Source organism: Myroides odoratimimus, from assembly GCF_001485415.1.
In the GTDB taxonomy this organism is placed as follows: domain Bacteria; phylum Bacteroidota; class Bacteroidia; order Flavobacteriales; family Flavobacteriaceae; genus Flavobacterium; species Flavobacterium odoratimimum.
This window is the reverse complement of record NZ_BCMQ01000016.1, coordinates 25,669-38,248: the sequence shown is the minus strand read 5'-3', so window position 1 is coordinate 38,248 and position 12,580 is coordinate 25,669. Positions and strand designations below refer to the sequence as shown.

7 protein-coding genes are annotated in these 12,580 nt (G+C 32.9%); 4 read left to right on the top strand and 3 right to left on the bottom strand.

Annotation, left to right across the window (positions count from 1 at the left end):
* Nucleotides 1-10: 10 nt before the first annotated feature.
* The 3 genes from MODO_RS13235 to MODO_RS13225 form a co-directional block, all read right to left on the bottom strand.
* A complete protein-coding gene (locus MODO_RS13235; RefSeq protein ID WP_059051208.1) occupies nucleotides 11-3,322 on the bottom strand; it encodes a SusC/RagA family TonB-linked outer membrane protein in 3,312 nt (1,103 codons plus the stop codon).
* Nucleotides 3,323-3,356: 34 nt separating this feature from the next.
* Nucleotides 3,357-4,247: a FecR family protein gene (locus MODO_RS13230; protein WP_059051202.1), complete on the bottom strand. Its 891-nt coding sequence runs from the start codon at nucleotides 4,245-4,247 to the stop codon at nucleotides 3,357-3,359.
* A gap of 90 nt (nucleotides 4,248-4,337) precedes the next feature.
* A complete protein-coding gene (locus MODO_RS13225; RefSeq protein WP_006258192.1) occupies nucleotides 4,338-4,883 on the bottom strand; it encodes a sigma-70 family RNA polymerase sigma factor in 546 nt (181 codons plus the stop codon).
* A 744-nt stretch (nucleotides 4,884-5,627) separates the two neighbouring features.
* On the opposite strand from MODO_RS13225, the gene MODO_RS13220 reads away from it, so the two are divergent.
* The 4 genes from MODO_RS13220 (at nucleotide 5,628) to MODO_RS13205 (ending at nucleotide 12,579) form a co-directional block, all read left to right on the top strand.
* On the top strand, nucleotides 5,628-6,167 hold the full coding sequence (locus MODO_RS13220) for an RNA polymerase sigma factor (RefSeq protein ID WP_006258191.1): 540 nt from the start codon (nucleotides 5,628-5,630) through the stop codon (nucleotides 6,165-6,167).
* Nucleotides 6,168-6,262: 95 nt separating this feature from the next.
* Complete coding sequence (locus MODO_RS13215) at nucleotides 6,263-7,192, top strand: FecR family protein (RefSeq protein ID WP_006258190.1); 930 nt, start codon at nucleotides 6,263-6,265, stop codon at nucleotides 7,190-7,192.
* Between the two features lie 152 nt (nucleotides 7,193-7,344).
* Entirely contained in the window at nucleotides 7,345-10,830 is a 3,486-nt protein-coding gene (locus MODO_RS13210) for a TonB-dependent receptor (protein ID WP_059051200.1), read from the top strand.
* 12 nt (nucleotides 10,831-10,842) lie between these two features.
* On the top strand, nucleotides 10,843-12,579 hold the full coding sequence (locus tag MODO_RS13205) for a RagB/SusD family nutrient uptake outer membrane protein (protein WP_059051198.1): 1,737 nt from the start codon (nucleotides 10,843-10,845) through the stop codon (nucleotides 12,577-12,579).
* Nucleotide 12,580 lies beyond the last annotated feature (1 nt).

Sequence of the window (12,580 nt, the reverse complement as noted above, 5' to 3'; positions counted from 1 at the left end):
TTAGATAATATTAGAAGTTAACAGATACCCCGAAGTTGAATGATTTAGCGATGTATGCATTATATGTTGATTCTGGATCATATCCCTTTGGAAAATTACTGAATGTAAAATAGTCGTTTAGAGAAATAAATACTTTAAGCTTGTCTAAATGCACTGAGTTTACTAAATCTTTAGGGAAATTATAAGCTAAAGTGATATTCTTAATACGGAAATAAGCTCCATTAATTAACCAGAAATCAGACATTTTATAATTGTTGTTTTCTGCGCTTACATGCGATAATCTAGGGTATTTAGCATTTAGATTTTGTTCCACAGTATTGTATGGGCTCCAGTATTGACCATCTATCTCTTGCATTGGACTTGTCCATGAAGATTGGAAAGGTCTGATTTGGTTTTCTGTCAATAGACTTTTTTGTTTTCCAACTCCTTGGAAAGCTATTCCTAATTCCACTCCTTTGTAATCAAGGTTAATATGTCCACCAAATATGTAACGAGGTAGTGAAGAACCTAAAGGCACACGATCATAATCTGGTGATATGCTTCCATCAGGAACACCATCAGGTCCACTTATATCTAGATATTTAATATCTCCTGGTTTTACAGCATTAGATAGTTTAGGGCTATTATCTATTTGTTCTTTATTTTGAAATAGACCATCAGAAATATATCCATACCATTCGTTAAATGAAGTTCCTTGTCTTATGATTTTTCCATTAGACATAACGATACGTCCTCCCAAATCCCCCATAGTGGTTCTAGAGTCTGATAGATTAGCTCCTATAGAGTATTTTAGGTCACCAATCTGATCTCGCCAATTAATATCTAAGTCCCAACCTTCAGTATGCATATTACCAGCGTTTTGTTGAGGGTTTTCAAATCCCATAAAAGCAGGAACCTCTAACTCTAATAGCATATCTCGTGTCTTCTTTTTATAATAATCAGCTGTGATACTAAGGCGATTTCTTAAGAAATTAATATCCAAACCAAAATCAATTGATTCTGTTGTTTCCCAAGTGATGTTCTGGATAGCATATTGCGTTTGAGCAGCAGTTAGAGCAGAGATAATCTGGTTGTCTTTATAGAATAAGGTATTAGAAAAATTGATTGAAGATTGATATGGATAGTTTCCGATTCGTTCATTTCCTAGAGTACCCCAAGAACCTCTAAGTTTTAAGTAGCTTATTACATTTTGGTTTTTCATGAAGTTTTCTTCTGATACTGTCCATCCTGCAGAAAAAGAAGGGAATATCCCCCATCTGTGATCTTTGTGAAAGCGTGAAGAACCATCTCTACGAATATTAGCTTGCAAATGATATTTGTTGTCAAATGAATAGATTAATCTAGAGAAAAGAGATTGATAAGCTGTCTCTGTTTTATCACCAGAGTTAGTCATAAATTCTACAGGAGCAAGGTCTAAATATGGAAAATTAGGCAATTCCATATTCATTGCTTTAGCGCCTAAATTATCTATAGAAGAATAATTATCTTCATACCCTAATAATAGATTAATACTATGTTTTTTTAGATCTTTAGTGTAAGTAGCAAGCACTTGTTTTGTCAGTATTTTGCTTTCGTTTCTATTCTCGATTAAAGTATTGTTTGTATGACCATTTATATAGCCTGAGAAGCGTTCAGGGCTCTCAGCATCATAATATTCTATTTTTTTTGTAAAGTTCTTTCTTCTATCAAAAGCTAGTTGTGGGGCTAAAACTAATGAAACTTTTAAATCTTGAATTGGCGTAAAGTTCAAGGCTACTCTTCCGTATATTTTATCAGAGTGATGTCTTTTAGTTCCTCCATGATACAAACTAGCATAGGCATTAGAACCTGATTTTCCTTCAGCTATTCTTCCATCTTGCCAAGTAGCAGCATATACAGGAGCATAACGCATAGCTTCCCATACAGGGTCATTAACAGGGGAAGTTTGTTGGGTTGTATTATATGATAAATCAATATCTCCAGAGATAAAATCATTAACCTTGATATTGTTATTTACACGAGTCATAATTCTTTTGTAATTCTCAATATCATAAATTGCTTTGATATTCTCATAATCTACACTTGCACGCGTCTTAATTCGCTCACCACCACCAGAAAGAGAGAAGGAGTGTCTTTCTTTTGCAGCAGAATCTTTTAGCAATAGATCTTGCCAGTCTGTAATAGGGTATTTATTAGGGTTCTCTAAGTTATTCTGATACCAATTGTCTATGTCTTGTTTGCTATAGATACCATATTCTCCTCCAGGAGCTGTACCTGCATCATTCCAAGACATTTCATTGATCATCTCCATGTAGCGGTTATAACCAACAGACTTAGGCATCATCGTAGGTTTTTCAAAGGCGTAATCAGATTTATAAGAGAAGTAAAATTCGTTATCTTTAGCGCGTTTAGTTGTAATTAAAATAACTCCTGCTGCTGCTCTAGCTCCATAAATAGAAGCCGCTGCTGCATCTTTTAAGACAGATATTTCTTCGATATCATTAGTGTTTACTTGATCCATATCATCTTGTGCCACTCCATCTACAACGATTAATGGATCTGTATTACCTATAGTAGTCACACCACGAACTTTGATATTAGCTTTAGCACCAGTTTTACTTGAGTTACGCGTTACCATTACTCCTGATAGTTGTCCTTGAAGAGCCTGCGAAAGCTGTGTTGTATTTCGCTGTTCTATTGCATCTCCACTAACTTGTCCTACTGAACCTGTAATATCTTTCTTCTTAGCTGTCCCATAACCAATTACTACAATCTCATCTAGATTAGACGCTTCTTCTCTCATTTTGATATTCATCATAGAAGAAGCCTTTACCATTTGATCTTGAAAACCAATAAAAGAGACTTTTATTAAGTCATTTGGATTTGCTTTGATATCAAAGTTTCCATCTAAGTCAGTAATGGTAGACTGTATATTACTTAAGTTTTCTATGGTTGCTCCAGGTAATGTAAGTCCATTGTTGTCCAATACTCTTCCTTTAAGCATACTTAAAGCAATAGAAGAGTTCCCTTTTTTGATAGAAAGTAGATTGTCCTCTAATTTATAAGATAGATTAACTTTGGCTTGTAATGAACTTAATATTTGTTGAAGAGTAAGTGTTTTACTACTAAAGTTTACCTTAGTACTCTGAGGTAATTCATCAGTATAGTAAATCTTAATAGAAGTTTGTTTCTCTATTGTTTTTATTAATTCATTGATTGTTAATTCACTTTTAGGTAGTGCTAAATTAATTTGAGAAGGTGATTGTCCTAGAGTAATATTTGACCACATCAGACAAGCTAGCGCTATTACAGGAAACTTAATTTTTTTGTAGTTGTTTTTCATGGTTTAAGTGCATAATAGGTTTTTAAATGTTTAGTTATTTTTTAAAAATTGAGATCTCTTTATCTTGTTTTTTATAGGTAAGGTCTTCTAAGAAGCAGATACTTCTCAGAATAGCATACAACTCATGTTTTGGATATTGTCCATGCAAGATGGCTTGGGTACTAACACGATGATCAATGTGGATGTGGATACGGTAGTATTCTTCCAACTGATTGATAGCTTTATCTAAAGGGATATTATTAAAGTCAAAGTATGAAGTCTGAGCGAGTAAAGTATTATGAGCTAGTCTATCATTATGCCATACCAAACTATCATTAGCGTGTAATATTCTTAACGAAGAATCTTTAGGGTTTTCTACTGATACTATTCCTTCTATTACGCGAACCTTATGGTCATTAGCAGCCTTATCACTCACTGTAAATGTTGTTCCTAGAACTGTAGTGTTAAGGTGATCAGACTTGACTAAGAAAGGAAGATCTCTGTTTTTGGCTACTTTAAATAAGGCAGTACCTTTTAGTTCTACTGAACGATTAGAGGTATTGTATTCATCGTTAATTTCTAATGTAGTACCAGGTTCTAGAATAATAATAGTATTGTCATCTAAAGTGATACTTGTAGTCTTTTCTGCATAATATAGATTAGTAGAAGAATTATATTGATTCCATAAAAGAACACCACTTAACAAAGGTATTGTAAGACAAGCAGTCCAGGTAGCAGTGCGTCTAAAGCGCATGCGTCGAGTATGTGCTTTCTGACTAACTACTATTTTATTGCGTAATCTGTTTTCAACAGTTTCTTTGTCTGCGATGGTAGATGTACCTATTTGTTGTAATCTTTCTAACCAAGAAGTTAAAAATTGATTTTCTTGATCAGATGAGTTTTTCTTTAAATATTGATCTATAATATTTCTAATCTTGTTTTCCATGAATAGTGTTTATATCTATAAAGTGTGCTATTCTATAAATGGTACTATGCGAAAAACTGGATTTAATGATTACTTAATATAGGGTAACAATTACTTAACGAATAAAAGAAAGAAGAAAAAGGCTTCTACAGAATAAGAAAGATTAGCTCTTAATAAGGATAATGCTTTGTTTAATTGGTTTTTAACTGTGTTTTCTGACAAGTTTAGGAGTTGAGCAATTTCAGAATAAGACTTCAGACTGTAATATCTCAACTGAAAAATTTCTAAACATTTTTCTGGTAATATTTCTGCAGCTTTTAATTTGACTTGTTCTAGTAGGTAAAGTTTAAATTGTTCTTGTTCCTCTACAGTAAGTAATTCAAATTCTGATAATGCCTCATAAGCAGTCTCTAGTTCTACAGAAGTAAATTTTCTATTGCGCAAATATTCTAGACATTTATATTTAACAGCTGTATAAAGATAGGCTTTAAAATTCTCAATATGTAAGGTATCAAATCTCTTCCAAAGATCAATAAATACTTCTTGAATGATATCTTCTGTCTGTGCAGTATTTTGAGTTAGGTTATTAGCATAGATATACAGAGACTCCCAATAAGACGTATACAAGTTGTTTACGAATCTATCTTTATTAGTCATTATTATATTATTTTGAGACCAAAATTATCTTATAATAAGAGTAATGTTCTTTCTCTAACTTTACTAAAGCATTAAGCTTTTTTATGTAATAAGGACATTATTTCTAAAAAGTAGTGTTTTTGTAAGGATATATTGTGTGTGTTTTACAAGGTATAGTATTGATATACTGATAAAAGAGAGAGAGTTTAAGTGAGAATATAAGTTAGTGTATGGTTAAGGAAGTGTAAAGAAATAACTATAAGATAGGAGTTGTTACGTTTTATGCGACGTCTTCTTATAGAGATTATTATATGTTGGTCTACTAGGAGATTACTTGCTGTATTCTTGCACATTTCCTCCTGAAATGGGCATTTTGGGCAATAAAAGTGCTAGAATTCCTTTGAAAGAACGAATTATTGGTTATATAGCCTTCGTTCTTTATTCAATAGGTTCGACACCATACTTTCTAGTTGGATGGCGTGGAACTTCATTGCTTTAGGACTGAAAAAGTTTTATAAAACTAAAAAGTCAAGATGACTTCATTTCAAGAAAGTAAGAGTCTGGATAAATAATTAAAAATATTAATAAGTAAATGTGATAATTATGTTATAATAATAAGAAATAGGAATTGTTTGTTAATTAAACTTAGCGAGTAAAAATGAAATAAATAGTAGGTGGTAATCTTAACGATTTAATAAAATTGAAGACAGGCTATAATATTACATTTGATCCTACACGAAAACCTACTAAAAGTAACAACATATAATGATAAGTAAAGAGAAAATGTTTGATGCTTTATATGAAAAGCATTGGTCTGAGTTATATGCTTTTGCTCTTAACGTAACAAGGGATAAAGTTATAGCAGAAGATATTGTACAAGAGGTTTTTATTGATTATTGGAGCCGCATGAATACCATTAATGTAGAACTACCAAGGGCTTATTTTTTTCAAGCTGTTCGAAATCAGTGTGCAAAAGCATTGAGTAATAGAAACTTCAATCAAGTACAAATAGAGAATATAGCTTCTTTAGTTCCAGATCTTGACGAGATACAGTTTGAAGAAGTAAAACAACAATTATTGAACGAAATTAATCAAACTGCAATCTCACTTCTACCAGATAAATGCTTAACTATTTTTAAAATGCGTTTTTATGAGCAATTGTCTTATAAAGAGATTGCCTCTCGTCTAAATATCTCTGAAAGTACAGTAGAGAATCAAGTGAACAAGGCTTTAAAACTGTTGCGAGGAAATACAAGATATATTACAGATATGCATTTTTCTGTATTGTTAAGTATTATGTGTTAAGTAAAGTTTAGCTGTATTATCTAATCGTTAAGTATGGTTTGATACATAGGTGTTTTTTAAAATAGAAGAACATCATAGTATAAAGCATACTAAGAATGATAAAACAGTTTAAAAGAATATTGTCAAAATACGCAGAAGGAAATAGTAATAAAGAAGAAGAATCTTTAGTTAATCAGTATTTTGATCGCATGCAAATGGAAGGTGTGCTTCCAAAAGATGTAAGTACAGCTGTTGGCGAAAGGATGAAAAGAAGAATAAACCTTCAAATTAAACCAGTCCCAAAAACGTCTTTTGCAATGTACTATAAGATAGCAGCAGCAGTAGCAATTGTTTTATCATTATCTTATTATTTTCTTTTCCCTTCAACAAAAGAAATAGAATATGTGGAGCAATTTGCAGTTAAAGGACAACAGCTTCAGTTTTATTTAAGTGACTCTACCTATGTACACTTAAATTCAAATAGTAAATTAATCTACCCTAAAACATTTAACGGAAATTCTCGTGAAGTACAATTAGTAGGAGAAGCTTTTTTTGAAGTAAAACACACTTCAAGAGATACTCCGTTTTTGGTTGTTAGCCCTAAATTAAGAACACAAGTATTAGGAACAAAGTTTAATGTAAACGATAGTCCTAACGAAACAGTACAAGTAAGTGTTTATGAAGGAAAAGTAAAAGTAGAAGACAAACAAACTAAGCAACAGGTTATTTTGGCAAAAGATGAACAAGTGACTTGGACAGATGCAGTAAGTTCATTACAGAAAGCGACTATACAAGAACAGCAGTTTAATCAATGGTATAAAGGAGAAGTCAAATTTAACCAAATGGGGATCCAAGAAGTAATTACAGTATTGAATAGGCGTTTCAATACGCATTTGCAGTTAGCATCAACTAATTTACCAACTTCAACAATTAGTGGCGATTTTACAAGCGATAAAATTGAAGACATCCTTCAAAGTTTGCAATTTATATACGGTCTTCAATATAAGAAGCAAAGTGATGGGAAGATTATAGTACACCTCAAATAGTTTATGTCTAACCACAATATTATGAAATGAAATAACACAACTACAATTAACTACAAAGAAAAAACCTGTACAAAGTGGCAGCGATGAACAGGTTTAGAAGTGATAATTAATTATCCAGCAGAACAATTAACTAAAAAACAAAGATAACAATTATGTATCTCAAATTATTCAAAGGAGGTAAGAAATTATATACTCCATTAGCTACTGCTTTGCTTTTTTTACACTTATTAAGTGCAGAAAACACTTATGCACAACAAAAAGCAGCGACACCGATTTCAATTCAGTTGAATCAAGCTTCTATTACAGATGTTTTTAACGCCATTAAAAAACAATCAAATTACACTTTAATTTATAGTGATAAAGTAACTGCTTTGACCAAAAAAGTGGATATGCATATTGACGCTAAAGACATAAAAGGTATTTTAGATTATATGTCTAAACAATATGGAATTACTTATCAAATTACAGGTTCAACTATCTCTGTAAAATTAGGAGAAGTAAAAACACAAAAGATAAAAGGAATTGTAATGGACGAACAAGGATTGGGGGTCCCAGGAGCTACAGTTATATTAAAGGGAACGGACAAAGGTGTAAGTACAGATTTGGACGGAAATTTTGCTTTGGATGCTGTAGTGGGAAAAGATAGAGTACAAATTTCTTTTATTGGATATAAAACAGTTGAAGTAATAGCAGCTACTAATTTAAAAGTAGCTTTAGTAGAAGACCAAACTAATTTAGATGAAGTAGTAGTGGTGGGATATGGAAAGCAAAAACGAGTAAATGTTACAGGAGCTGTAGATCAAGTAGGAGCAGAGGTGTTTAAAGATCGCCCTGTTTCTAATGTAGCTAAAGCATTACAAGGAGAAATAGGAAACCTAAACCTTATCATAGGAGATGGAAAACCTACCAGAAGTGCAACATTTAATGTGCGTGGTACAACTTCAATTGGAGGAGGAGGGAATGCTTTGTTATTAATAGATGGAGTACCTGGTGATCCTTCTTTATTAAATCCCAATGATATAGAAAGTGTATCTGTTCTTAAAGATGCTGCTTCTGCAGCTATTTATGGAGCAAGAGGAAGTTTTGGAGTAGTTCTAATTACCACTAAAGCATCTGAAAATGAAAAGTCAAAGATTAACTTTTCTACCTCTTTTTCGGTTTTAGATCATACAGTTAAACCTGATTTAGTGACTAATGGATACCAATGGGCGAAACAATTTGACGACGCTTATTATTCTTGGAATGATTACAAAATGCATCCGTCTAAAGCAAATAGCGTATTTCCTTTTTCTATGGAATATTTGCAACAACTAAAGGAACACGACGAAAACCCAAGTTTGAGTAAAGTAGATATTGATCCTGTAACTGGAAAATATGTGTACTATGGAAATACAGACTGGATGAAAGAGTTGTATGCAGATATGATTACAGCACAAGAGTATAATTTAAGTGCTAGTGGTGGAGGGGAAAAAGCAAGCTATTACTTATCAGGTAGAATAAATTCTCAAGACGGTATTTTTAGATATAACCCCGATAAATTTAATATGTATAATTTAAGAGGAAAAGGGTCTTTACAAGCAACAAGTTGGTTGAAGTTAGAAAATAACTTTGAATATGCTGAAATGGATTATTTCTTTCCAATCTTAAATCACCCTTCAGATACACCAGTTTGGCGTAGAATATCAGACGAGGCCTTCCCTGTAGCGATGATGTTTAATCCTGATGGAACCTTAACACACAATGCGGCAATTGTATTTGGTAGTTTTGTTTCAGGAGGAAATTATTCAGATACAAACAGACAACAATTGAGAAATACAACAAGTTTTGTTGCTGACGTAATTAAAGATGATATGAAGTTATATGGAGATTTTACTTTTAGGAATTTAAATGAAGTAGAAACGAAACAATATACTCCAGTGCCATATAGTACCAAACCAGGAGAGTTACTTGAAAGAGGAGAGAATAAGTTAGAAGAGTTGCAAGAGAAAACGACTTATAAGGGGATGAATCTTTATGCAGAATATAAAAAGCAATTCGGTAGTCACTATTTGAAAGGATTAGTAGGATATAATTACGAAAAATTGCGTTTAGACAAGCGCACTTTAGAACGCAATGAGTTAACGAATTCTTTATTACCTGATTTTGGTTTAGCAACTGGAGAGAATATTGTTTTAAAAGGAGGAGGATATCAATGGGCGACTTTAGGGGCTTTCTTTCGATTGAACTATAATTTCAGAGAAAAGTATTTTATAGAAGTAAACGGGAGATATGATGGTTCTTCAAAATTCCCACAGAATCAACAGTGGGGGTTCTTTCCATCAACTTCTGTAGGGTATCGTTTATCACAAGAGAACTTTTGGCAAAACAGTCGTTTAGCAGATATTTTACCTGAGTTGAAATTCAGAGCTTCTTATGGTTCATTAGGAAATGGAAATATCTCTCCTTATCAGTATTTAGAAACGATGTCTGTTAATCAATTAAATGTTTTATTAAACGGAAAAAATCCATTGTATACCAATAAACCAAATGTAATTCCTAATGGATTAACATGGGAGAAGGCTACTACATTCAATATTGGTTTTGATACAGAATGGTTTAACCGACGATTAACAACCTCTTTTGATTGGTACAAACGAGTTACAACAGATATGTATACACAAGGTACGCCTCTGCCACAAGTATTTGGAGCAACAGAACCTAAAGGAAACTATGCTGATTTAGAAACAAAAGGATGGGAGTTGTCGATTGCTTGGAGAGATAAAATCAACTTTAATAAACCTTTGACTTATAAGTTCCGATTTATTCTTTCAGACAATCAGTCTAAGATTACAAAATTTAATAATCCAACAAATTCATTAGATACATATTACAAAGGAATGAAGATAGGAGAAATATGGGGATTTGAAAATGCGGGTTATTTTATTGATCAGAATGATATTAATAATCATGCAGATCAAAGCTATATCCGTGTTTCTGCAGCAAATATATTAATGCCTGGAGATATCAAATTTGCAGATTTAAATGGAGATGGAGTAATTAATATAGGCGATAATACAGTAGATAACCCTGGAGATAGAAAAATTATTGGAAATTCAGCACCTCGTTTTAACTTCGGTTTTAATACTGATTTAGAGTGGAATAATTTCTTCGTATCTGCCTTTTTTCAAGGTGTAGGTAAACGCGATTTTTGGCCTGGAGCAGACAACTCTTTATTTTGGGGTGCATACAATAGACCATACAGTTGGCATTCAACAAAAATGAATGATATGATGTGGTCTGAAGAGAATCCAGATGCTTATTTTCCAAGGATGAGAGGGTATGTTGCTCTTAACAATAGAGGAGAGTTACAAGTACAACAAAGCAAGTATATCCAAAATGCAGCTTATATCCGCTTAAAGAACTTAACAATAGGATATAACTTTCCCAAACAGATGTTAGAAAAGAATAAAATAGAGAGTCTAAGAATTTTCTTTTCAGGACAAAACTTATGGACCTATTCACCCATGTTTAGAGTCCTAAAAACAATGGATCCAGAAGTAATTGATGGAGCAGATCCAGAATTGTCACCAAACGCTGGTAATGGAATGCGTTATCCGATGTTAAAAACATTCTCTTTAGGAATCGATATTACTTTTTAAAACAAGCAAACAATGAAAAAAATAATATTAATAGCTGCTTTAGCAGGTTTGTTTATCACAACTTCTTGTTCAAACGACTTGGATCAATTACCCTTTGATAAACTTTCACCAGATGTAGCTTTTACAACAGAAAAAGATTTAGAATTATATAGCAATTCTTTTTATAAAATATTACCTAACGGAAATGATGTCGTTCGTGGAGATAATATGTCTGATTATGTTATTGGTCGAACAATCAATAACTATTTAACAGGTACTTATACAGCCTATGATAGTGGGGGTTGGAGTTGGAGTGATTTGAGAAATATCAATTATTTTTTAGAAAAATCAAAAGGAGCTAAGATCATAGATAAACGGAAAGCACATTACGAAGGATTGGCTCGCTTTTTCAGAGCGTGGTTTTACTTTGATAAAGTAAAGCGTTTTGGCGATGTGCCTTGGTATGACAAAACACTAACAGTAGATGATCCCGATTTGTATAAACCAAGAGATACAAGAGAATTGGTGATGCAAAAGGTTTTAGAAGATTTAGATTTTGCAATTAGTGCTATTGAAGGAGGAAAAGATAATAGTGCTTCACGAATTACCAAACATGTTGCATTAGCTTTTAAATCTCGAGTATGTCTTTTTGAAGGAACCTATCGAAAATATCATACAGATTTAGGGTTGGTAGGTAGTTCGTCAGAGTGGTTAAAACAAGCAGCTAATGCCGCAGATGAATTAATGAAAACGTCTTCTTATCGCTTAAATACAGCGCAAGGGAATCAAAGCTATCGAAACTTGTTTAATAAAGAAGCAGTAGAAGCTTCAGAAGTGATATTAGCGGCTAATGCAAGTGCAGCTTATAGAATCTTTAACGATGCAAATTGGTATTATACAAGTGCAACGTATGGGAATCGCTCTAATTTGACTAAATCGTTTATCAATACCTATTTAAATATAGATGGCACTCGCTTTACAGATAAAGCTGGGCATGCAACTATACCTTTTTGGGAAGAAGTAAAAGGCAGAGATCAACGTTTAGAACAAACCATTCGAATGGGAGATTACAAAAGAGATGGACAAGCTGCTGCTCCTGATTTCACCTATACTTATACAGGTTATCAGCCCAAAAAATTAACCTTAGATTCTTCTGCTACAGATGGAGTAGCAGAAAATAATAATACACTGCCTTTAATTAGGTACGCTGAGGTTCTGTTGAATTATGCTGAAGCAAAAGCCGAATTAGAAGAATTTACAGGTGCTGATTGGGACAAAACAATCAAGTTGCTAAGAGAAAGAGCAGGTATTACCAATAGTAGCATACCAACAGTCGCAGATGCCTATTTAAAACAAGAGTTTTTTCCAAACATATCAGATGCGAATTTATTAGAAATTCGAAGAGAAAGAGGAATAGAGCTGGTGTTAGAAGGCTTTAGATATGATGATTTAAGACGTTGGAAGTTAGGAGGGCTTTTAACCAAAAGCTATGAGGGCATGTATGTACCAGCCATGAATACACCATTAGATATGAATGGGGATGGTAAGTCAGATGTTTCTTTTGTTACAAAAGTACCTGCAAATCCACAAAAAGGAGTGTACTACTATATTATTGATAACAATCAGTACAAGTTGTCTAATGGTGATTCTGGGACACTTATAATTATGGACAATCTAAAACGTATCTATGAAAACCATCAGTATGTATACCCAATTCCATATAGCGCAATTGTATTAAATAGTAAATTAAGTCAGAATCAAGGTTGGTAAT

Bases quoted from the DNA above. Each gene is read 5' to 3' on its own strand.
- MODO_RS13235 (WP_059051208.1), bottom strand. From the start codon at position 3,322: ATGAAAAACAACTACAAAAAAATTAAGTTTCCTGTAATAGCGCTAGCT.
- MODO_RS13230 (WP_059051202.1), bottom strand. From the start codon at position 4,247: ATGGAAAACAAGATTAGAAATATTATAGATCAATATTTAAAGAAAAAC.
- MODO_RS13225 (WP_006258192.1), bottom strand. From the start codon at position 4,883: ATGACTAATAAAGATAGATTCGTAAACAACTTGTATACGTCTTATTGG.
- MODO_RS13220 (WP_006258191.1), top strand. From the start codon at position 5,628: ATGATAAGTAAAGAGAAAATGTTTGATGCTTTATATGAAAAGCATTGG.
- MODO_RS13215 (WP_006258190.1), top strand. From the start codon at position 6,263: ATGATAAAACAGTTTAAAAGAATATTGTCAAAATACGCAGAAGGAAAT.
- MODO_RS13210 (WP_059051200.1), top strand. From the start codon at position 7,345: ATGTATCTCAAATTATTCAAAGGAGGTAAGAAATTATATACTCCATTA.
- MODO_RS13205 (WP_059051198.1), top strand. From the start codon at position 10,843: ATGAAAAAAATAATATTAATAGCTGCTTTAGCAGGTTTGTTTATCACA.